Raw genomic sequence first — 22,464 nt, 5'->3', positions numbered from 1 at the left:
ATACTGGAACTCAGAAGCAAAATAAAAAGACACAGCCGGCCTATTTCGGCTGTTACAGTATCCTATGGAGCCTGCCTGCGGATATTGACAGTATCCGCACAGTAGGCTATAGTCCTGTCATTATCCGGGGGTGTAGCTCAGTTGGCTAGAGCGTTTGAATGGCATTCAAAAGGTCAGGGGTTCAATTCCCCTCACCTCCAGATATCCTCTCCATACCAATAATTATGAGCGAAAATGATATATTTCAGGGCGAAATGGACCCTGAAATCGCCGCCCTGCTGGGAACATCCCAGAATCCCGGGCAACCCCGGCCTCCCGATTATTCAAGCCTTTTCGAAGACGGCGAAGAACTGGAACAGCTCGAAACTCCGGAAGTCGACCTTATGGAAGAGCGGTTCCCGGAAATTACCAAGCGGTTTGAATCGGTTCCCCATACGGCGTTTGAAGACCCCAACTACTATAAGAAAGTCCTTTCCGGTGAAGGCGACGCGGCCCAGCGGGTCCATACGATTCTCCAGAAATTCGTAAACGCCAAAGACCCCAAAGACCGCGGCGTTTTCCGCCAGCAGCTGACTAACGCCTACTGGGATTTTCTCCTGGGTATTGCCCGGAGGACCCCGGGCAAACTTTCCGACCCCCAGAAATACACCCTGCGGTTCGGCCTCCTGCATCCCAATTTTCTGGAGCCCGAATCAAAGGAATTCTTCGCCAAGCTGGTGGACGACAACTATCTGTCCCAGCCGGTGTATTACCTTGATGAATGGTTCAGAGCCGTCGGGACCGGAGTGATCAGAAATTCCAGCACCGATGAAGTACGGGTCGCCAAAAACAACACCCAGATCAAATTCCAGCAGCTCCTGGACAAAGCCGAGGGGAAGCGGGACGGAGCCAGAAACCTGCTCCGGGCAAAAAGCGAGGAACGGACGATCCTCGAAAACCACCTCACGGAAAAGGTGGATCTGGTTAAAGAGCACTACCCCCTGGAAGGTTTTCCGGATATTTATTCCTGCTATACCGAAAGCCAGAAACGGGCTTTTCAGGATATTCAGGATATCATCAAAAACCTGATCAAGTCCGACCGGGACCTGGACAGCTTTATGCGGGATTTCAACCAGGCGGAACAGGATGTCCAGACCCTGCGGGATAAAATAGAGGAAGCCGGCGGAACCGTGCAGGTTGATGTTCGGGCAATTGATACGGAATTCGATACGGTCCGGCAGATGGCAAAAATGACCATAGGCCGCCAGGGCAACCATTTTCCGGTGCTTATCAAGGAATATTTCCGCAGCACCCCCAATGATATTGGGTACCGGGAAAATATTATCAGCCAGCTTGCCTGGGTCGAAAGCATCGATCCCGAGGCGTACTGCAGATCATACAAGAACAAGCTCAACCGGATCGTTCCCTACGTGATATTGATCCCGTCCTACGGCGATATGGGTATCTGCTGGGAACCCTTCGACCGTTTCAACAGGGCAACCAGCCGGGGCCGGATAGCCATGCCCATGTACCCGAAAAACCTCAGTATTGCGGTCCTCTCCGCGGTGGCGGATCTCCGCTGGCAGGTCGCCAAGGAAAAGGCGTCCTATTACTGGATGGAAGAAGGACTCACGGGCAATTACTACCAGTGGTTTACCACGAAGAAGTTCAAAGGTGATGTAAAGGAATTTTTCATCCAGGATTATATAACCTGGGTTACCAAAGAGAGCGACGGTATCCAGCGGATGGAAAAGGAACTCCGGGGTATCTTCTGGCGCTACATTCCCTTTGCCCAGCCTATCAAGGAAAAACTCAAGAACCGCAGCTACGTGTACCAGGAGCTGTACCAGCGGGATATCAACCGGTCGATGTCCGACGGGTATTAATCCGGGGCATCTGCACTAACTTTATTACCATTACTCAGCAAAGAAGCATGGTAGGAACCGGGTCCGGGGGTCCTGCCGGATGAAAGGGTGTATGGCGGCGCGTCGGCCTGCGGCCTCGAAAGCCGCTCATACACCCTTTCATCCGGCACCCCGCGTTACCGGCGGGACACCATGCTTCTTTGCTGGCTGTTGTGTAGTTAATGCGGATGCCCCGGCTTCGGCTGGGGAGTACTGGGTGGCGGGGAATGTTTTGTGTGGTATAAAACCGGACACCGCGGCATGGCGCCGGGCTGAAGCCGCGGGTCCCGAAAAAACTAATACGCGGTCCGGACTATACGGAAGCCGACTTTGAAATCCCAATTATTAGGGAGAAAATCCCCTATATAGCTTACTATGATCGTCGTAGAACCTCTGTAAGCGGTAAAATAATCGCCCCCGCGTTTCGTCCGCGCGCCGGCAAGCGTTGCCGACCAATCAAAACACCATTCGGATACGTTTCCGCTCATATCATAGAGGCCGAGGGCATTCCCTGCCTTGCTCTTTACATCCGCCGCGGCGGTTTTGCTGCCCCATACAGCGACCCGGTCCGCTTCCGTTATTTGGGCCGCGGTTGGATTGTTTACTGGAGAAAAGGGCAGTACCGCTCCGCTGGTGGAATTTCCCTTTGTAAAATAGGGATTTGAGAATCCCGTCACGGTATTGGCGGAATCGCCGCCCCGCCAGCGGGCGGCCAGCTCCCATTCCTTGTTTAAGGGCAAACGGAACCCCTTTGCTCCCGCCGCGGGCTGTACGGCATCCAGAACAGAATCTTTTCTCGATCCATCCAAACTGACTACTTTAATCGGCTGTCCCTGGCTGTTATTGTATACGGTCCCCAGATCTATTCCTGTTTTTTCCTTATACCATTCGGTTAATGCGTTGCACCAGATAACCGCGTCATACCAGCTGAAGGATGTCACCGGCTGATTTCCCGAAGAACCGGGAACCGCGGGATAATACGCCCCGTTAGACCCGATTCTTCCGGAACTGCCGCTGGCAGGGAGGCCATTTAAATAGGTGAAGACATACCCCTTGGCTTCGGCCCATTTCCTGACAGTATAGTACAGTTCGTAGGTGATCTCGGTTTCGCCGATCCAGTAGGCATCCGCCACGGCCGCGCTCCCGGAGTCGTTTGTGTTTATAGGAAAAGTAATACCCCCGGGCACATAGGCCATCTTAAAAACCACCGAGTCGCCGGCAAAGGACTGCATGGTTCCGGCGCCGGCGACGGCGGTTGACCCGTTAACCGGACTGCCGGCGGTACTGTACACGCCGCCTTTCCGGGATTTGACCCAAATATTGTAGGAGGTGCTGTTTTTCAAATTTGTTATTACCACACTGGTACCGGTTATTCCGGTCTTTGCCGGGGTCCCGGGGATAGAACCGCCGGCGTTGTAATACAGATCATAGGAATCGGCCCCGCTGACGGCGTTCCAACTCACCTGGAGTTTTTCGATGGCTCCGCTGACCTGGATATTGCCGGGCGCGGGCAGAATCGTAGTCCCCTGGCCCGGATCGCTGAGACCGCTGGTCCCCTTTTCGTTTTCCGCCTGTATCCACACGTAGTAGGACACGGCATTCCCGAGACCCGCCAAAATTGTTTCGGTTCCGGTGATATTCTCAGCCTTGGAAGCCATACCGGAATTATTCACAGTATGATAATAAACAGTGTACACCACGGCGCCGGGGACCGCGGTCCACACGGCTTTAAGCGAACCCATCCCAACCGCTGTGATGACCGGCTGTGCGGGGGTTGCCGGCGCCGTAAGCGGCTCGAAGGGTGTGCCTTCGGCGGCGTCACTGAAACCGCCGGTGCCGGCACTGTTCTTCGCCCTGACCCACACATAATACGTCGTACCGTTGGCAAGGTCCTTTATGGTTCCGGAAGCAGCGGTAATATCCGCCGCGTATAGTTTTTTCTCTCCCGAAACCGATCCTTCGGCATACCACAGCTCGTAGGTATCGGCGCCGGAGACCGCGGTCCAGCTCACCGCCAGCTGTTTGTCCGCCGGTATAACCGCCGGAGTATCCGGTTTCCCGGGAACCGTTCCGGTTTCGGGGGTATGGTCCTTTTCACCGCCGGTGATCTGTTCAGAAAGAGGGTTTGAGCAGCCCGGCAGAATCACCAAAAATAGGGCAACAAAAAAAGCGGCGCAGGAAAGCCGCCGAATAGAAATACCGCTGATTATCATATCGGTCTCCGTTTTAGGACAGCTGTCCCTTCAGGATGATCTTATGAAACCATTATATCACGGCAAATTGAGTTTTTAAACTAAAGAGGAATAATATTCTTTTAATTCAAAATGAATATAATAACCGGATCAGCGGTTTTACCGCCGGCCGCGGTACGCCCTCAATCCTTCCGGGCCGGGGGTTTCCGGGGGCCGAAAATCGGATCAAAGTATTTTTCCATATCGATTTTCTTAAACAGCAGCTTAATAACCAGGCGGTAAACCACAAATGAAAGCACTATGGAACCGATGAAAATAATGGGAAATCCCCACGCCGCGGTCTCCTCGGGCAGCAGCGGAGCCAAAAACCGGGCATAGACAACGAGGAGCACCACAAAGCTGATGATAGTCACCAGGATATTAAAAACCGTTGCCCCGAGCATAAACCAGATGGTATTGCTTTTTTTACTCATGGTTTGACTGAGCCTCCTTGGGTCTGAAATTAAAAATAATACTTATGAGCAGAATGACCCCGCAAACAACGACGCTGGCGTCGGCGATATTGAAGGTAGGCCACCGGGAAAGTCCGAAAATCCCGTAGAATTTAACGCTGATAAAGTCCACCACCCCATCGGGCCGGAAGATCCTGTCGATAAGATTGCCGATTCCGCCCCCGACGATACCGGTCAGCGCCCAGCGCTGCAGCGTGGTGAACTCACTGGATTTCATATAATACCATACCAAAACGGCCAGAAGAATCAGGGGCAGCACACTGAAGAGGATAGGCTTGACCACATCCGGCAGGTTATCCCCGAGGCTGAAGGCGATGGCTTTGTTCCGTACATGGATTATCCACAGGAAATCATTGCCGAATACATCTTTTATGAAGGTACCGTCTTCGGGCCAGAAATGTACGATAATTCCTTTTGTAAGCTGGTCCAGCAGAATAATCAGCCCGGTAAGACTGAATGGAATCAGTTTCTGTTTTGTGGTATGACCCATTAAAGCTCCTATAATCCTGTGGGCACGTCGATAAACTCGACTTCCAGGCCCAATTCTTCGGCGCATTTTGCCATGACCCTGCGGACGCCCCAGACTTCCGTCGAATAGTGGCCCCCGGCGATCATGTTGAGCCGGCCTTCGAGAATTTCATGGTATATGTGATGGGCCGCCTCCCCGGTGATAAACAGATCGATCCCTTCATCCATGGCCTGGACAGCGTCATCGGCGCCGCCGCCGGATACTACCGCGGCGGTCCGGTTTTCCTCTTTTCCGAAGGGGAAAACACCCAGGGGCGGACGTCCCATAAAGGAAACACGCCGCACAGCCTCATCGATACTTAATGGTTTTGCCAGGGTTCCCTTGAACCCGACCTTCCGGCCCCGGTATACGCCGAAGGGTTCAGGATTTTCGATACCCACCAATTCGGCGAGGCCGGCGTTGTTTCCCAGTTCGGGATGCTGGTCCAGGGGAAGGTGGACCCCGTAGAGGGCGATATTGCTGTCCAGGAGAAATTTAATCCGGTTCCGGAAGGTTCCTTCAACGTAACGCGGAGCGCCCCAGAACAGTCCGTGGTGGACAAAGAGCATTCCCGCCCGGGCATCCGCTGCCCGCCGGAAAGTTTCGGTGTTCGCGTCCACCGCAAAGGCGATCTTAGTGATTTCCGAACCGTCGTTGTCCACCTGGAGGCCGTTGAGCGAACTGTCCAGGGAGCTGAATCCGTCGATGTCCAGAAGGGATCTGAAATACGTATCCAATGTACGGCTGGTCATTGGGACAGTATATACTCCGGAGGCATCAAATTCCAGGCCCCGCCGCTTTCAATATGGATAGTCCCCGGCACCCGGGTTCGGGTAATTTCCGGCCGGGCCGGTTCAGGAGTTTCCGGCGGTAAAGCATCTCCGGAGAAATCCGGATCACCTGAAGCCTCAGGAAGCTCCGGCTCACCGCCGGTCCCTCCGGCCATCACCATATCCCCGAAATTCGCCATCAGGGATGCGGTGCCTTCAATATAATAATCCCGGTTCCATGCGTCCGCTTCCTCCCCGGAAAGAAAAAAACCTAAGAGGGGATACTTAACGGGAATATCCGAATAATCCGCGTATCCCGCGCCGGGAACCGCCGCCAGCGCCGACGGGGCCCGGGAAGCGCGGAGCATTGCCAGAATACTGCGGTACCGTCCGTCGCGGTATTCGGTATCCGTGACACGGTCGGAAACAAGGAACAATCCCGGGAGCAGCAGCGGTTTTGGGCTTTCGTATCCGGCAATACCCCGGGAATGTATTTTAAGGAAGAAACGTTTTACCGATTCCCAAAGAGCCGCGTACCAGGGGAGCGAACCATCCGGGGGCGTGTCCCAGGGAAAAACCTCAAGCACCGCCAGGGACGCGGGAGCACCTTCCACAGAAACAAACCCAATAACCCCGGGATTCCCGGATACAAACTCCGGGGAAGCCCCTAAAAGGGACAGGGCGGCCCCGCCGGCGCCGTAGCCGGCCATAATGATCCGTCCGGTATCGGCGGATGCCAGCGGCGAATCCGGCGAACCGCCGAAGGCCGCGATATAGGAAAGCAGTATTTCAATATCCCGGGTCCGGGTTTCCTCCCATGACCTGACCCGCAGGGCCGCTTTGCCTGATTCTGAAACCCCGGCGAGGGTCCGGTAAAAGGAAAAATTCCTGAAAAAGGGAACATTGTACTGCTTTGTCCCTTCTCCAAAGGCGGGCATATCGAAATCCCGGCGGGAATAGGTAAGAACGGCAAAGCCTTTTGCCTCCAGAGCCAGACAGAGCCGGTCCACAGCGGCGGCGGAGCCGTACATCGGGGGAATTACCGCGAAAACCGGCCTTTTTAGACCCTCCGGGCGGGGATTTTCGCCGGTGCCCGGGTATATCCGGATAAAAAGGCCCTCATCTCTTACCGGAACCACGGCGACTCCCTCCGAAGCCATGGGAACTTCATCGTAGGGCGCGAAAATCAGGGCCGGAGCGGCGGAAACGATGAGAAAAACCAGGGCAATACCATTCAGCAGCGGCCTGCGTTCCAGGAATTCACCGTTTCTGAGCCCGCCTAGTACGGAAACAAGCTGGGGTATGTGAACCAGGGAAACAACCGCCGTATATACCAGAAGCAGCACGCATTCGGGCCTGAAACCGTAGGCAATAAAAATACCCAGGGTTATTAAGAACGCCAGAAACGGCAGAAATACCAGACCTTCAATTTTCCGGAGATTCTTAACGAAAGGGCGGATCAGGGCAAGTAAAACAAACGCGGATATGATCACTATAAGAAATACCAGGTCCCACATGGTTAAATAACTCCATTATATAGAAATTTACGGGTTTTTCTGCCATACTATCAATAGCAGGGATAAGTACCTGCATATCAGTGCCCGGCGGGCTGTTGCTCAATTGGTCCTTGCGTGAATGCATCAGGATGTTATAATATAATGGATACAAAGGTATTGACCAGCTGTTTCGATAAATAAAGTATTGTTAACGAAGGAAAAGAATTATGGCCGCTGCACAAGAATTGGTCGTTGATGAAAGTAAAATAAAAAAGGCCGTTCAATCCGGGATTCCTCTGACGATTACCACATATACCCTTCCCCATGAGATCGAAATGTATATTGAACAGGTCCTTGAGGTGTTCCTCAAGAATGTGGGGCAGGAAAAGTTAAAGGATTATATAGTTTACTGTGTCCAGGAACTGGCGGTTAACGCCAAGAAAGCCAATACGAAACGGGTATATTTTATGGAACGGGGTCTCGATCTGGGCAACCCCGATGACTATAAAACCGGCATGGCCAATTTCAAGGAAGATACCCTTAATAATATTGCCCATTACCTGCAGATGCAGAAGGAAAAGGGCCTCTATATCAAGCTCATTCTCCAGATAAAGAAAAATATAATTCATATAGAAGTCCGGAACAATGTGGCGGTTACAAAAACGGAGCTTATCCGTATCCATGACAAACTGGCCCGCTCCCGGCAGTACAACAACCTGGAGGACGCCCTCTCACAGGTACTGGACGATACCGAAGGCGCCGGGCTTGGCCTGGTTATCCTGGTGCTCATGCTCAAGAAGATCGGCCTGGATGAGGATTGCTTCGATATCCTGGCCACGGAAAAGGAAACCGTCGCCCGGATTATTATTCCCCTGGATCAGACCCGGGTGGAAAACCTTTCTATCCTGGCCAGCACCATTGTAGAAAACGTAAACTCCCTGCCCCAGTTCCCGGAAAATATCCTTCTGGTGCAGAAACTGATAAACGATCCCAAGTCGGAAATGACCGATATTGCCCGGCAGATTTCCATGGATCCCGCCCTGACCGCCGACCTGCTTAAGATCGTAAACTCCGCCCAGTACATGCTGGCTAAAAAAGTAGACAGCATCTCCGAGGCGGTAAAAATGGTCGGGATCAGGGGTATCAAGAACCTGCTGTACTCATACGGAACCCAGAAGGTACTGGGGGACGATACGGCGGAGAAAAAATCCCTCTGGGAGCATTCCTACCGGACCGCGTTCTACGCCTTCAATCTGGTTAAGAATTTCCGGAAGGACAACAACCTTCTGGACGACGTATACGTCGGAGGCATACTCCACGATATGGGGAAAATCGTTTTCTCCAATGTGCACCCGGATCTTCTGGAAAAGATCAAGCAGTTCTGCGTTGAGAAAAACCTTCCCGCGTCCACCTTTGAGGACCTGGCCGCCGGTATGAACCACGCGGAAATCGGCGCCCTGATCGCGGAAAAATGGAACTTCCCGGAAAACCTGGTGGCTGCCATCAGGTACCATCACGATCCCACCGCGGCGCCCGCGGAGATCAAGGATCTCGTGGACACGGTGTACCTGGCGAACATGTTCTGCGAATACGAAAAAGGCAACGTCTACTTCGACCAGTTCGAACCGTCGGTGCTGGAGAACTTCCACATAACGTCGAAAAAACAGATCGACAGCCTTCTGGAACGGTTCTCCACGGGATTCAAGAAGGAAAGCAGCCACTAATCCGGCGGAACCGGTTTACCCCCGCCGCACGGCATTGCCGGCCGCCGCGGGGGACCGGCATTTTACAACGACACGCCCCAAACATCCCGCCGGAAAATAAAGATAAACGCAGGAAAAGATCATGACTATTTCCAAAGAAATTGCCCTGCGGATTGTATCGGATATCAGCGGCATCATAAATCAGCACGTTAATATGATGAATGACCAGGGTATCATCATTGCCAGTACCGACGCCGCCCGCATCGGCACGTACCACGCCGCAGCCTACCGTATCATCGATGAGAAACTCCAGGAGCTGACCATATTCGACGATGACGAATACGAAGGAACCCGGAAAGGCATCAATGTACCGGTGATGCTTAACGGCGACATAGCCGGAGTCATCGGTGTCACCGGGGAATACAGCGAAGTCAGCAAATACAGCCAGATCATACGGCGGATGACCGAAATTCTGCTTCTGGAGAGCTACTCCGCGGAGCTGAAAAACCTCGAGGACCGGATACGGCAGCGCTTCCTCGGCGACTGGCTCAGCAATGAAACGGTCCCCTATGAGCAGGCCTTTGTTGAACGCGGCAGGGGCATGGGTATCGACGTTACCATCCCCCGGAGGATCCTGGCGGCGGAAATTTCCGGGCTGAGCGCGTACAGCGACAATCTTAAGGGCCAGCGTATCATTGACAGCGTAAACCGCAGCGTCCGCAGGATTACCGAAGAAATAAGCGGTAGTGTTTTTGTCAGAACCGCGTCCTCTATGATATGCCTCCTGGCGGGCTGCGACGACGCAAAACTGCGGTCCGTCGCAGAAAAAATTCAGGATCAGATTCAAAAACAGTACGGCTTGTCCATCGCGGCGGGAATCGACGAACCCAGCCAAAAACTGAGCCGGGCTCTGGAAAAAGCCCAAAAAGCTTTAGCCGCGGCCCGCGGCGTCCCCGGAAACATACGCTTTTACAGCGAAATAAATCTCGAAATTTTTATGGATGAAGTATCCCCGGCCTCGAAAATGGAATTCATCCGCCACATTTTCGGCGGGTATACCGACCGGGAAATGGAAAAACCGATACACCTGCTCCGTGTCTACTTTGACACAAACGGGTCCGTCAGCCGGACCGCGGAACGGCTGTGTATTCATAAAAATACCCTCCAGTACCACCTGAACAAACTGCATGAACGGACAGGCCTCAATCCCCGGAACATGGCCGACGCGGCGCTGTATTATCTGGCTATACAATTTTTCGGGGATATAAAGAAGTTTTAAACAGCCCTGGTTCAAAGGCCAGTATTTTCCTTGTAACACTGGTTTCGGTACCATATACGGCTGATGAAAGTACCTCTATAATTACGATGAAAGGCATCCGCCGCGTAACGGAAATCTTTATCGCCAAGGAGACAGGCCATAATGAAAAAAATAATTCTCATTCCGGATTCGTTTAAAGGAACCATGAGTTCCGGAGAAATATGTTCCGCCATGGAAGAGTGTATAAAAAAATACCTTCCCCGGGCCGAGGTCATTTCCATACCCGTGGCCGACGGCGGGGAAGGCAGTGTGGACTCGTTCCTCGCCGCCCTGGGCGGGGAAAAGATAGAAATCCCCGTAAAGGGGCCGTACATGGAAGACATGACCGGATTTTACGGCCTTATTGACGGCGGAACCACCGCGGTGATCGAAATGGCCGCCGCCGCCGGGCTTCCTTTGGTGGGGGACAAACTCCACGCCGAAAAAACCACCACCTACGGCGTGGGAATGCTTATGGCGGACGCCGCGAAGCGGGGCTGCAGAAAGATGATCGTCGGCCTCGGCGGAAGCGCCACCAATGATTTCGGGACCGGCGCGGCCGCCGCCGCGGGGGTACGTTTTCTCGATTCCGGTGGAAAGGAATTCATCCCCGTGGGCGGAACCCTTTCCCGGATAGCCCGGATTGACATAAGCGGCCTGCTCCCGGAACTCAAGGCCATGGAAATCGTCACCATGTGCGACATCGACAATCCCCTGTACGGCAAAACCGGCGCCGCCTATGTTTTCGCACCCCAGAAGGGCGCTGACCCGGAGATGGTGGAAACCCTCGACCGGGAACTCCGGGCCGTATCGGAGATGGTTAAGCAAGAACTGGGTACGGATGTTTCGTCCCTGCCCGGGGCCGGAGCCGCGGGAGGCATGGGGGGCGGTATGGTCGCCTTTTTCGGCTCCCGCCTCCAGATGGGCATAGAGACCGTGCTGGATACGGTGGATTTCGACGGGCTGCTCAAGGGGACGGATCTGGTTTTTACCGGAGAGGGAAAAATCGACTCCCAGAGTCTCCGGGGAAAGGTGGTCATCGGTGTCGCCCGGCGGGCGAAAAAACAAAAGGTTCCTGTCGCGGCCATTGTGGGCGACATCGGCGACACTATCGAAGGAGCGTACGCCGAGGGAGTTTCGGGCATTTTCAGCATCAACCGTGTGGCGGTCCCCTTTAAGGAAGCCCGGGAACGCTCAAAAAATGACCTAATTCTAACCGTGGATAATCTGCTGCGGTTTATGACCGCCTTTGGCTTAAACTGAAAGCCCAGGCCTGCATCACAATACCAAAAGCCACACCGGCGTTGAGGGAACCCTTGGCCCCGTAGACAGGGATTGAGACCCTGCCCAGGGATTGATCCGCCAGGGCAAGCGCCCCGGGACTGACCCCCAGTTCCTCGGAACCGACGATTGCGGTTCCCCGCAGCGGAAAGTTGAAATCCGCCAGGGGAGTGCCGCCGGTTTCCAGGGCGAATACTGGCCCCGGCAGTTCCTCCAGGGGTACCCGCTCCCAGGGCAGAACCGCGATGCATCCCATGGCGGTCCGTTCCGCCCGGGGATGGCCGGGGTCCGCGCAGAGGGGGGACAGAAGGAGCGTTTCCGCCCCGAAGGACTCGGCGGTCCGGAACATGGCACCCACATTAAAAGGAGAGCGGATATCCTCAAGGTATACCGCGACCCCCGGGAAAACCCGGCGCTGGGACTGGTCGAGCCGGCCCCCGTGGTCAATAAAATCCCAGTCCGCGGGATGCTTCCCTATTTCGGCGAGGAGAATATGGCGCGTTCCGTTCAGCCGGCGCAGGAGTTCCCCCCGGGAGAGTTCCGAAACCGGGGATTCAGCCAGCCTGAAAGCCTCCCATGCCGATGAAAGAGCAGCCGCGGAAGCGCCGGAAAAACCGGTATCCTCCGCAAGCAGCCTCAGCACCGCCGTCAGATAGGGAACATCCGCCGCAAAACCGTTTTCCGGCCGGGATATTTCCATCTCAGCAGCGGCAATGATCTTCAATATCTTGCGCAGACGCTGCGAACGGGGGAGTTTTTCAAGTTTATGCAGGGGAATCACGGCTAATAGGCCTGCTTGAGGATATCGTAGGCGTCTTCCGTGGAAATAGTCCTGGGAGAATAGGCCACGAACTCCAGGTTCCGGGCGGATTCCGCCACAGGAACCAGTTTATCCAGGGAAAGGTCGAATTCCTTGAGCCGCGCGGGAACCTTAAGCAGCCCCATTCGGCGCCGGATGCTGTCCACCGCCATGTTCGCCGCGTCCGTCACGGAAGCGCCTTCCACGGGCTCTCCCATAAGGGCGGCGGCTTTGGCCATCTTTTCCGGCCGGGCGGTCACGAACCGTTCCAGGACATAGGGCAGGACCACCGTGGAGCACCAGGATTTAGCCACCGGAAACCGGCTGTTCAGGGCGTAAGCCAGGGCGGTGCCGATCCCAGGGGCACTGATGGCGCAGCCCATGGCCATGAGCAGCCCCGCGTTGGTAGATCCCCCGACAAGGTCAAAGACCTGGTTTTCCACATAGGAATTCATAATTTTTGAATACAGGGTAATGGCGTGTTCCAGGAGAGCGTCGGACAGAAAATGGGCCTTGGTGGAGCAGTAGCCTTCCACGGCGGCGCAGAAACCATCAAAGGCCGTGGTGGAGGCGAACTTCCCGGATAAGGATTCCGAAAGCCCGCCGTCAATGATTGCCGCCACGCAGAGTCCCTGTGGGGCTTTGATGAGTTTAACCGACCGGTCCCGGGGATCTACGGCGATAAAGGAATTGGAAAAAAGAAAGGGATCCCGGCCTGTAGTAGGCACCGCGATATACGGAAGGAAATTGGAGGCGGGATTTTTCCCGTCGAGGAGATCGAAGAGCTGTGCCCTGGAATCGGTGATCATCGCCGCCAGACGGGCTATGGACTGGGTTTTAAGGCCCCCGAAACCGATGATAACGGTACACCGGGCGCCCCGGGCCAGTTCCGCCGCCGCTTCCGCCACATCCGCGGTCGCCTGGGAAGGAATTTCATCAAAGACAATGGCTTCCACACCGGAATTCTCCAGCACCGAAACGAGCCGTTCGATACTGCGTTTTTCATACAATACCTGTTCGGTAACCACCAGTGCCCGGCCGCCCTGGGACGCGGCAATGGCCCCCGCCCGGTTGACGGTATCCGTACCAATGATAATTTCCGGGTCCAGTCTGAATGAAATATCTGCCATACGCGCTCCTAGGGTGTGTCTCTAAAGTGTCGGTTACACTTAGGGACACACCTCGCATTTTCTCCCGTTTTATTAAAACGGTGCGAAAAATGCCGCAATAAAGAAATTTTCTAAAGTTTCTCAAACGTTAGAAAGTTTCGAAACCTCCCAGCCCGCGGTCCGGGGAAAAAAAAGGCGGAACCGCCGGTTCCGCCCATGTTTGTAATGCCTGGATTATAAACCAAAGGCGTCCATAATCTTGTCCGCCGTGGCTTTAATGATGGTATCATTAATGTATGAAGGATCGTCAATTTTGCTGCGGAGTTCCGCAATACGCTCGGCCCGCACATCCGGAGCCGCGGATACCAATTCAATGGCCTGGTACAGTTCACCCTTCTCCATGGCCTCTGAAGACAGAGCTATGGAATCGGGCTTTGCGTTGGGCTGAACCTCACCGGTCCTTCCTGGTTTCTTGCCGGGCTGAATGGGATCTATGGAACCTATCCTATCGATCGTCATACTGATATCCTACCTTATACTCCATTATCGACACTTTCATTGTAATAGTTAATCTTTTTTCTTTCCAGATATATATACTGAAAATTCCCCAAGCTGCTTTTCTCTGCCTGCCAAAACGTCCCGGACTTCAGCAGCCGAACCCCGGAGGTATTCCTCGTGGATTTTGGTCATTTCCCGCCCCACGCAGACATACCGCTCGTTATCTAAATCGGCAAGATCATCGAAAAGCTTAAGGATCCTGAAGGGTGATTCATACAAAACAAAGGCTGATTCCGAATCCAGCAGTTCCTTGAGCCGGGAACGGCGGCGGCCGGCTTTGGGAGACAGAAATCCCTCAAAAACCACGGTTTTATCGGTTCCCCCCGCAACGCTGACCAGCGAAGCGAACGCGGATGGCCCCGGCACGGGAATAACCTCATGGCCGGCTTTAACCGCCGCCCGGACCAGCACGGCGCCGGGATCGCTCAGCGCAGGGGTCCCCGCATCACTAGTATATGCCACATTCTGGCCGTCATCAAGGGCGCGGACGATTTTTTCCGAGGCAAACCCCTCGTTCTGGGACCGGCAGGACACCATCCTGACCCGAATATTCAAATGGCTGAGCAGTTTAAGGGTCTGGCGGGTATCCTCACTGGCCACCAGGTCCACGGATCCGAGAATTTCCGCCGCCCGGACCGTTAAATCCCCTAAATTTCCGATGGGGGTCCCAATAATGTATAGAATTGACACCACAACAGTATATACGGTACTTAACCGGCAGTACAGGGCACCGCAGTACTAAGTGCAAATACACACAGAAGCATGGGGAGAGAAGGTCCGGGGGTCCTGTCTGATGGCTGGGGGTATGGCGGCGTGTCGGCCTGCGGCGTGTCGGCCTGCGGCGTGTCGGCCTGCGGCGCGTCGGCCTGCGGCCTCGAAAGCCGCCATACCCCCAGTCATCAGACACCCCGCACTGCTTTTCCCTACCATGCTTCTGTGCCGTTTCTCCGTATACTGCGGTGCCCTGCTCTGGCGGGGAGACTGGGTTGTGGTGTCATTTCAGTGGGGAGGTGTTGGCGGATGGCGGCCATTTTCGTGATGGTGTGGCAGCGGGAGGGGGGCTGCGATTGAGAGCAGTCCGGTTAACGGCAAAACATCCCTCTCCAAGGCACCACCCCGAACAAAACCGTCCTCATAGACCCATCCAACCTCTCAACAGGAGCCGGCCGCAGGACCCTATTTATACAGAAACGGCAAAGCAGTATGGCCCGGATCGGCAACGCCGGGTCTTTCATATAAAACGACTTTCGAGGCCGAAGGCCGACAGGGAGCCATACCCCATACCCTGCGGCAGGACCCGCGGCCCCGGTATCACACCATGCTGCTTTGCTAAGTATTTCGAATAATAAAGGGTCCTGCGGCCGATACTTAAAACCATGGGGTCTTATTTTCAGGCGCTGCTGTTTATAATCCTGGCGGTTATTCTGCTGTGGTTCGGGTACAACCTGTTCTGGAGCCTTACCGGCGGAAAATCCAGGGGAAAACGGCGCAAAACACAGAAAAAATCATCCGGCGAAGGGGTTCCCGGCGCGCCCCGGACGTGCCCGGTCTGTTCCGCCAGGCTGGAACGGGGAGAGCGGGTAAAATCCGCGGCCTTCCCTTCCATGGGAGGCACGGACCGGCTCATGCACATCAGCGGATGCGTGTACTGTCTCGAAGGCGAACGGCAGCGGAAATGCCCGGTCTGCGGCCACGCCCTGAAACCCGAAGAAATACTCATTGCCCGGATGTTTGACAAACCCGGCCGGTCCCATGTGCACGTTATCGGCTGCAGCCGCTGCCGCGGTCCCCGGTCAAAACGGTAAATTTACGGCCCGCGCGCCGGTTCGGCGGTCAGCCGCCGAACAATCCCGAATACTGGATTGCATTGTAAACACTGATTCCGATTATCACCGCCATAAGACCAATAAACAGCCGTTCCACGGCCTCCGCTCGTATCCGTTTATGCAGGCCCCTTCCGATTATTCCGCCGCCGATGCCGCCGGCAATCATGGTAACGAGAACCAGGGGATCGAAATCGGGGACAGTGCCGGTCACTACGGTAGAAAGTATATTCATGAGCTGACTGAAAAAAATAAGGTACAGCGACGTGTGGACCGCGCTTTTCGTGTCCATGGAAAAGAAATAATACAGAACCACCAGGTTCATGGGGCCGCCGCCGATCCCGAGAAAGCTTGAAACAAGTCCCAGAAGAAACCCGATAAGAATGCAGACCCCGGCATTCTTTACCTGATGGGTGGGGATGGATTTTTTCTTAACCGTATAGACAAGGGTTCCAAGGGTCATAATGCCGAGACAGACGGCCTGCACCGCGCCGATCCGGTCCGATCCGGCGAAAAATGCCCGGAGCATCCGGAAGAGCTCCTGCCCGAGAACCCCGCCCAGGGCGGCCCCCGCGGCGAGGGGCGTGGCAATCTTCATATTGAGATGCCCGTCCCGGGAAATCAAGGTCCTGGCCACCGAATAGGTAGTCATGGCCAAAACGGTGGAACTCGAAAGAAAACTGATTGTCGCGATGCCGGCAAGGTTAAAAATATCCAGGCAGGGTTTGATAATAACTCCGCCGCCGATCCCGCAGACGGCGCCGATCACAGAGGCGGACAAACTGATAATAAAAAAAACAAACACCGTCATAGCTATATTGTAAACCGGTTCAAACTATAAACTAAAACATCCGGGACTGTAAGATATGCGGGGGAGCACCAAGTCTTTCAAGCCGGAAAGCACCCGTTTATACCAGTTCTGCGGGTCCTGGCGGATAAAAAGGGGATTGGCTCCTCAGCGGCCTGCGGCCTCGAAAGTCGCTCAATCCCCTTTTTATCCGCCACCCGGCGTTACCGGAACAGCCGGGTGCTTCCCGGCTTAACCGGCCCGGTGCTGCCCTTACCCCCACTCCTGGTTTCCGGCGGCGGAAGCGTCCTCCCTCAAACGGCGGCACAGAATCAAGGCGGAGAAAAGGCCGCGCGGGTGCCGGATAATACCCATAATACAGATGTCCTGACGATTTTTTGATGATTCCCCTAAAGGGGGTTTTGGGTAAATCCGATATAGATAATGAAACCGGATTACTGTCATGCGCCCGTCGGGCCTCCGTGGCAATAAAATAATCCGGGTAACCTCACCCTTCCGGGAACGGGTGGGTCGAGGGTTCAGGCACATTTCTTTACTGAGCTTGGAAGAATTGCTTTGGCAATTCTTCCACGGCATGGATGCCGCAGTGCCAAATGCCGTCATGGGACGGCAGCGTACTGAAAATGCCAAAGGAGTGAATATTTATGATTATTAATCACAACCTAAGCGCGATGTTTGCCGACAGGTCCCTCAAAGTCACCCAGAACTATCTGGACAAGAATATTGAGAAACTTTCGAGTGGCTATCGGATTAACCGCGCCGGGGATGATGCATCTGGACTCGCTGTTTCCGAGAAAATGCGGAGCCAGATTCGCGGTTTGAACCAGGCGTCAACCAACGCCCAGAATGGTATCTCATTCATCCAGACCGCGGAAGGGTATCTGCAGGAAACCCAGGACATCATCCAGCGCATGCGTGAACTGGCGGTTCAGGCTTCCAACGGTATCTACTCAGCGGAAGACCGGATGATGATCCAGGTCGAAGTTTCTCAGCTTATTGATGAAGTAGACCGCATTGCATCACACGCACAGTTTAACGGCATGAACCTGCTGACCGGACGTTTCGGCCGGGAAGTGGGCGAAAACATTGTTACCGCTTCCATGTGGTTCCACATCGGCGCCAATATGGATCAGCGGGAACGGGTATATATCGGCACCATGACTGCCAAGGGCCTTGGGGTCCGCAACGTCGGTGACGAGTCAATTCTTTCACTGTCCGCTCCGGACAGTGCCAACCGTGCCATTGGAACCCTTGACGAGGCGATTAAGATCATCAACAAACAACGTGCTGATCTTGGCGCCTACCAAAACCGCCTGGAACACGCGATTCGCGGCATCGATGTCGGTGCCGAAAATCTGCAGGCCTCTGAATCACGGATCCGTGATGTCAACATGGCGAACGAAACGGTCGACTACACCAAGAACCAGATTCTCAGTCAGTCAGGGACCGCGATGCTCGCTCAGGCAAATCAGAGAAGCCAAAGCGTACTCCAGCTCCTGCAGTAAGCAGGGACGTACCGGGAAGGCGCCGTTCCGGCTTAGGCCGGAACGGCTTCTTTTTGCCCGCAGGTCAAAAAAAGTTTATACTGTTTATATATTTAAAAACAGGATACACCATGATCAGGAATCAATGGTACGGAGTGCTGGATTCGGATGAAGTAAAAAAAGGCAAACCCCTGGGGGTTACACGGCTGGGGGAACGGCTGGTATTCTGGCGGGACAGCAAAGGGCAGATAATCTGCATGAAGGATGTATGCGCCCACCGCGGTACCTCCCTGGCCGCCGGTACAGTCTGCACCGACAGAGAAGCCGTACAGTGCCCTTTTCATGGATTTGAATACGATTCTTCGGGCAGGTGCCGTCTCATACCAGCCAACGGAAAAACCGCGCCGGTGCCTCAGAATTTCCATGTTGAAGCATATCCGTCCCGGGAAAGCCAGGGTTTTATCTATATCTGGTGGGGGGAACACCGGGAAGAATACCCCAATGTTCCCCGGTTTCAGAATCTGGCGGAAAAAGAGTTTTCATATACCCTCATCACCGACACATGGCCGGTGCATTACTCGCGCACCATCGAGAACCAGCTGGATCTTGTTCATCTTCCCTTTGTCCACTACAACACAATCGGCCGCGGAAACCGGACATTGGTCAATGGGCCAATTGAACAGATACGGGGAAACGAAATTCTGTTCTGGCCCCGCAACACCGAGGACCATGGAGAGAAGCCGTTAAAACAGGCTGACTTTCCGGCGCCCGATGAATCATCACAGCATATTCATTTTATTTTTCCGAATCTCTGGCAGAACTGGATCGCGCCCTCGCTGAGGGTGGCCATCGTATTCGCGCCCATCGACGGTAATCATACGCGGATTTACCTGCGGACATACCAGAAATTCATAAGAATTCCGGTCCTTAAAAAACTCGCGGATCTGGTTATGTACCGGTTCAGCCTGAAAATCCTCAGGCAGGACAGGCGGGTTGTTGTGACACAATTGCCTGACAGTTCGGAAAAAGAATTAAGCGAAAATCTTATCCGCGGGGATCTTCCGATAATAAGTTACCGGAGAATGCGGGAATCCCTGAAAAACTCAGTATGAATTCAGAGCGTCCTTTACCATTTTGATAAAGCGGGGCCGGTCTATATCCAGCAGCACTTCGGCGTTTGCCTGTTTTTCCGCGCTGTCCGGGCCGGAACATACCGTCGCGCCCAGAAGCTCTCCGTCGGAGGTTCCCACGGAGACATGCATTTTCCCGGACGTAAACAGCGATGGGTCCAGAAGGTACGCCACCGAACAGGGGTCGTGGAGATAACAGCCTTCGATCCCCTGCTCCCGGTAATACCGGAAATACCGTTCAAAAATATCCGCCGCGAAGACCGGGATCCTGCGGCCTGTCCGGCGGAGTTCCGCCGCGTCAGCCTCAAACATCAAGGCTTTTTTCGTTACATCCAGGCCCGCCATAACGATGGGAACCCCGGCGGAAAAAACAATCGCCGCGGCGTCGGGATCGGCGTATATATTAAACTCCGCCCGGGGGGTGACATTCCCGCCTTCCACCGCGCCGCCCATAAGGGAAATTACTTTGATATTCGGTTTCAGTCCGGGGCGGGAAGAAAGGAGCTGCGCCACATTCGTCAGCGGTCCGATTGCCACCAGGGAAACCGGGTCAGGGCTTTTTTCAATAATATTCCCCATGAGGGTAACCGCGTCCGGAGACGAAGCCGGCGGAGGATCGGGGAGCTCAAGACCGCCGAGGCCGTCACTGCCGTGAACATAAGCGGCCGTGACGGGACTTCGCCTCAGAGGCTTTACCGCGCCTCCGGCTACAGGTATATCCATTCCGGCAAAGGCCGTGATTTTTCTCGCGTTGAGAAAGGTCTTCTCGAGCCCCTGGTTTCCGCATACCGCGGTGACGGCTTTTACATCCAGCCCGGCGCAGCCGAACGCGAACAGCAGGGCCACGGCATCGTCAAGACCGGGGTCACAGTCGATAATTACGGGAATTTTCATATATTCCTCCGGGCCGAATTTCAGGGCCGGCTTATTTGCTTGTCGCCTTCCAGAAACCCTGCCACTCTCCGGGATTTTTCAGGTAATACCGGCACTGTTCCGCGTAGAAATACGAAGGCTTATCCGTCTCCGCCAGTTTCTCAAAACGGGGCAGGGCTTCGGAAAACTTTCCTTCATAGAACAATATGCGGGCGGCGCTGAATTCCTCAAGAACCGGCTGGAGTCTCCGGTAATCCTCTTCGGTCATGGGTTCGTACACCGCGACGGGTTCTTTTTTCCCCACCACCGCGACCTTCGCAAGTTCCCGGCCGAAATACGTTCCCTGAAGATTGGCCTTATCCATGGTGGCCTGGGTACACATGGTATACGTCCCGAACTGCTTGTTGAGGCCTTCCAGGCGGGCCGCGAGATTGACCGAATCCCCCAGCATGGTATAGTCGAACCGTTTGGCTGAACCCATGTTTCCCACTACGGCGTATCCCGTATTGAGGCCGATCCGGGTGATCAGCCGGGAGCCGTACCGGGCTTCAAAATCGGCCTGCCGCTCTTCCAGTTTGTGCTGGCAGTCCAGGGCGGCCCCCAGCGCGCGGGCGGCGTGGTCCTCCAGGTCCACCGGGGCGTTCCAGAAGGCGATAATGGCATCGCCTTCGTATTTGTCGATGGTTCCCCCGGATTCGAGGATAATATCCGACATAAAGGACAGGTAATTGTTGAGCAGTTCCGTGAGTTTGGAGGGATCGAGTTTTTCCGAAATGGTGGTAAAGCCCTGGACATCGGAAAAGTAAATGCTGATTTCCCGGCGTTCGCCTCCGAGGGTTAACCGTTCGGGATCCGCCAGGAGCCGGTCTATTACCGCGGGGCTCAGGTACTGGCTGAACGCGGACTTAATAAACCGCTTCTGGCTGCCTTCGGTGGAATAACTGTACAGGGTTGAGGCCAGAAACGCGAATACCGTTCCCGCCAGGGGCGCTACCATGGGCAGCCAGAACCCGCCGGCGTAGGCCGCAAAGGAAGCGCCTCCGATCACCACGAGCATTCCGCCCAGAACACCCACCGCCGCCGCGATACGGCCGGAAAAAAGCACCGCCGCCGTAAGAAGCACCACCGCCGCAAGGACAAACACCAGGGTTATCCAATGGGGAACCGTCCTGATAAAGTCCTGCTGGAGAATATTGTCCAGCATGGTTATATGGATCCCGACTCCGGGGTATACCGCGGAAACCGGGGTACTGCAGATATCAAAGAGCCCCGGCGCGTAATATCCGAAAAAGATATACTTTCCCTCAAAATCCTCGGGAATCAGAAGCGGCTCCCGGCCGGCTTTTAAATCCTCGGCGCTCTGGAGCACATCGCCGGCGCTGAGAGGAATATACCGGTCCAGGCTGCTCCGGAACCGGAGCAGGCTCGCGCCGTTTTCATCCACGGGGATGGTGTAATCCCCCCAGAGAATGACCCGTTTTTCCGGGATATACTGGATATCCTCACTTTCGCCGGCGGCCAGCATAGAAGCCGCCGAGAGACCCGGAACAGCCTTTCCGTCAAAATAGGCGAACAGCGGGGTCCGCCGGAACAAGCCGTCGCTGTCGGGCCGTCCGGTGATATTGCCCACCGCCCCGGCTCCGGAGAGCAGTTCCGGAATCGGGAACTGCGCCCCCATCTGACGGTCACTGTCTCCGGCGGCCAGGATGTATCTGGAAAGCAGCCCTCCCAGTCCGGCGGGATTAAACAGCGGAACATCGAGATCTCCAGGCCACCGGGAAACGCTTCCCGACTGGGTGCTGAAAAATACCGTCTGCACCACTTTGCCGTAATCCCTGCTGGCCCGGGCAAATTCAGCGTCATCCTCCGGGCCGTACAGCGACGGTTCGGAAAAAATAACGTCAAAGGCGACCGAAGCCGCCCCGGACAGATTCATATAATCCACCAGTTCCGCGTAGGCCTTCCGCGGCCAGGGCCACGACCAGCCCCGCTGGGTGTATGCCCAATCGATACTGTCCTGGTTGAGAAGGATGATAATGATATCATCGCTGGGCCGGGCGGAATCCGCCAGAAGCCGGACCCGGAGGTCGTAGGTTTTCTGTTCCAGGTATTCGAAAACACCGAAACCGTACAGCAGCGCGGTGACGGCAAAAACCGAAAGGATAATAACCGCCGCTGCCATTCTTTTCCTGGTGACGTTTGACTTCTTTTTCGTTCCCATACTGCCGCCCGGTTATA

At 54.9% G+C, this 22,464-nt stretch carries 19 protein-coding genes and 1 tRNA gene; 8 read left to right on the top strand and 12 right to left on the bottom strand.

Going from position 1 to position 22,464, the window contains the following annotated elements; all coding sequences use genetic code 11:
- Window positions 1-126 precede the first annotated feature (126 nt).
- Both JFL75_RS15275 and JFL75_RS15270 read left to right on the top strand, forming a co-directional pair.
- Window positions 127-200: transfer RNA gene (locus JFL75_RS15275), tRNA-Ala, on the top strand.
- Window positions 201-224: 24 nt separating this feature from the next.
- Window positions 225-1,865, top strand: a complete 1,641-nt coding sequence (locus JFL75_RS15270) for a DUF8510 domain-containing protein (protein ID WP_223292667.1) — start codon at window positions 225-227, stop codon at window positions 1,863-1,865.
- Between the two features lie 314 nt (window positions 1,866-2,179).
- Here JFL75_RS15270 and JFL75_RS15265 read toward each other — a convergent pair whose 3' ends face one another.
- The 5 genes from JFL75_RS15265 to JFL75_RS15245 form a co-directional block, all read right to left on the bottom strand.
- Window positions 2,180-4,096 carry an SUMF1/EgtB/PvdO family nonheme iron enzyme gene (locus JFL75_RS15265; RefSeq protein ID WP_215627540.1) on the bottom strand — a complete coding sequence of 639 codons (1,917 nt, stop codon included), beginning with the start codon at window positions 4,094-4,096 and terminating at the stop codon, window positions 2,180-2,182.
- 161 nt (window positions 4,097-4,257) lie between these two features.
- Window positions 4,258-4,548, bottom strand: a complete 291-nt coding sequence (locus JFL75_RS15260) for a leader peptide processing enzyme (protein WP_215627539.1) — start codon at window positions 4,546-4,548, stop codon at window positions 4,258-4,260.
- Window positions 4,541-5,077, bottom strand: a complete 537-nt coding sequence (lspA, locus tag JFL75_RS15255; protein ID WP_215627538.1) for a signal peptidase II — start codon at window positions 5,075-5,077, stop codon at window positions 4,541-4,543. Before lspA ends, JFL75_RS15260 begins: the two co-directional genes overlap by 8 nt.
- A gap of 8 nt (window positions 5,078-5,085) precedes the next feature.
- Window positions 5,086-5,847 (bottom strand): Nif3-like dinuclear metal center hexameric protein, encoded by a 762-nt coding sequence (locus tag JFL75_RS15250; RefSeq protein ID WP_215627537.1) that lies wholly within the window; start codon window positions 5,845-5,847, stop codon window positions 5,086-5,088.
- Window positions 5,844-7,382, bottom strand: coding sequence for a hypothetical protein (locus JFL75_RS15245; RefSeq protein WP_215627536.1), 1,539 nt, complete (start codon window positions 7,380-7,382; stop codon window positions 5,844-5,846). Before JFL75_RS15245 ends, JFL75_RS15250 begins: the two co-directional genes overlap by 4 nt.
- 206 nt (window positions 7,383-7,588) lie before the next feature.
- On the opposite strand from JFL75_RS15245, the gene JFL75_RS15240 reads away from it, so the two are divergent.
- The 3 genes from JFL75_RS15240 to JFL75_RS15230 all read left to right on the top strand — a co-directional run bounded on the left by JFL75_RS15240 (window position 7,589) and on the right by JFL75_RS15230 (window position 11,624).
- A complete protein-coding gene (locus tag JFL75_RS15240; protein WP_215627535.1) occupies window positions 7,589-9,085 on the top strand; it encodes an HDOD domain-containing protein in 1,497 nt (498 codons plus the stop codon).
- Between the two features lie 121 nt (window positions 9,086-9,206).
- Window positions 9,207-10,343, top strand: coding sequence for a CdaR family transcriptional regulator (locus tag JFL75_RS15235; protein WP_215627534.1), 1,137 nt, complete (start codon window positions 9,207-9,209; stop codon window positions 10,341-10,343).
- 141 nt (window positions 10,344-10,484) lie between these two features.
- On the top strand, window positions 10,485-11,624 hold the full coding sequence (locus tag JFL75_RS15230; protein ID WP_215627533.1) for a glycerate kinase family protein: 1,140 nt from the start codon (window positions 10,485-10,487) through the stop codon (window positions 11,622-11,624).
- On the opposite strand, the gene JFL75_RS15225 is transcribed toward JFL75_RS15230, so the two are convergent.
- The 4 genes from JFL75_RS15225 to rsmI form a co-directional block, all read right to left on the bottom strand.
- A complete protein-coding gene (locus JFL75_RS15225) occupies window positions 11,599-12,423 on the bottom strand; it encodes a TrmH family RNA methyltransferase (protein ID WP_223292666.1) in 825 nt (274 codons plus the stop codon). The genes JFL75_RS15230 and JFL75_RS15225 overlap by 26 nt on opposite strands.
- Before the next feature lie 2 nt (window positions 12,424-12,425).
- Window positions 12,426-13,571: an iron-containing alcohol dehydrogenase gene (locus JFL75_RS15220; protein WP_215627532.1), complete on the bottom strand. Its 1,146-nt coding sequence runs from the start codon at window positions 13,569-13,571 to the stop codon at window positions 12,426-12,428.
- Between the two features lie 213 nt (window positions 13,572-13,784).
- Window positions 13,785-14,069, bottom strand: a complete 285-nt coding sequence (locus tag JFL75_RS15215; RefSeq protein WP_215627531.1) for a flagellar biosynthesis anti-sigma factor FlgM — start codon at window positions 14,067-14,069, stop codon at window positions 13,785-13,787.
- Between the two features lie 48 nt (window positions 14,070-14,117).
- Window positions 14,118-14,798 (bottom strand): 16S rRNA (cytidine(1402)-2'-O)-methyltransferase, encoded by a 681-nt coding sequence (rsmI, locus tag JFL75_RS15210; RefSeq protein ID WP_215628623.1) that lies wholly within the window; start codon window positions 14,796-14,798, stop codon window positions 14,118-14,120.
- A 686-nt stretch (window positions 14,799-15,484) separates the two neighbouring features.
- Between rsmI and JFL75_RS15205 the strand changes: the two genes are divergently transcribed.
- Window positions 15,485-15,913: a hypothetical protein gene (locus tag JFL75_RS15205; RefSeq protein WP_215627530.1), complete on the top strand. Its 429-nt coding sequence runs from the start codon at window positions 15,485-15,487 to the stop codon at window positions 15,911-15,913.
- A 28-nt stretch (window positions 15,914-15,941) separates the two neighbouring features.
- On the opposite strand, the gene JFL75_RS15200 is transcribed toward JFL75_RS15205, so the two are convergent.
- The gene (locus tag JFL75_RS15200; RefSeq protein WP_215627529.1) at window positions 15,942-16,742 is read right to left on the bottom strand and encodes a sulfite exporter TauE/SafE family protein; all 801 of its coding nucleotides are present in this window, start codon (window positions 16,740-16,742) and stop codon (window positions 15,942-15,944) included.
- A 641-nt stretch (window positions 16,743-17,383) separates the two neighbouring features.
- Here JFL75_RS15200 and JFL75_RS15195 point away from each other — a divergent pair.
- Together JFL75_RS15195 and JFL75_RS15190 are read left to right on the top strand one after the other, a co-directional pair.
- Entirely contained in the window at window positions 17,384-18,244 is an 861-nt protein-coding gene (locus tag JFL75_RS15195) for a flagellin N-terminal helical domain-containing protein (protein ID WP_215627528.1), read from the top strand.
- A 110-nt stretch (window positions 18,245-18,354) separates the two neighbouring features.
- Window positions 18,355-19,335 carry an aromatic ring-hydroxylating oxygenase subunit alpha gene (locus JFL75_RS15190; protein ID WP_215627527.1) on the top strand — a complete coding sequence of 327 codons (981 nt, stop codon included), beginning with the start codon at window positions 18,355-18,357 and terminating at the stop codon, window positions 19,333-19,335.
- Here JFL75_RS15190 and JFL75_RS15185 read toward each other — a convergent pair.
- Together JFL75_RS15185 and JFL75_RS15180 are read right to left on the bottom strand one after the other, a co-directional pair.
- Complete coding sequence (locus JFL75_RS15185; RefSeq protein ID WP_215627526.1) at window positions 19,327-20,247, bottom strand: nucleoside hydrolase; 921 nt, start codon at window positions 20,245-20,247, stop codon at window positions 19,327-19,329. The two genes, JFL75_RS15190 and JFL75_RS15185, sit on opposite strands and share 9 nt — an antisense overlap.
- Window positions 20,248-20,278: 31 nt before the next feature.
- Window positions 20,279-22,447 (bottom strand): CHASE2 domain-containing protein, encoded by a 2,169-nt coding sequence (locus JFL75_RS15180; RefSeq protein ID WP_223292665.1) that lies wholly within the window; start codon window positions 22,445-22,447, stop codon window positions 20,279-20,281.
- Between the last annotated feature and the right edge of the window lie 17 nt (window positions 22,448-22,464).

The sequence above is a fragment of the Breznakiella homolactica genome (assembly GCF_016616095.2).
GTDB classification, from domain to species: domain Bacteria; phylum Spirochaetota; class Spirochaetia; order Treponematales; family Breznakiellaceae; genus Breznakiella; species Breznakiella homolactica.
This window is presented reverse-complemented; position numbering and strand designations above follow the sequence as displayed.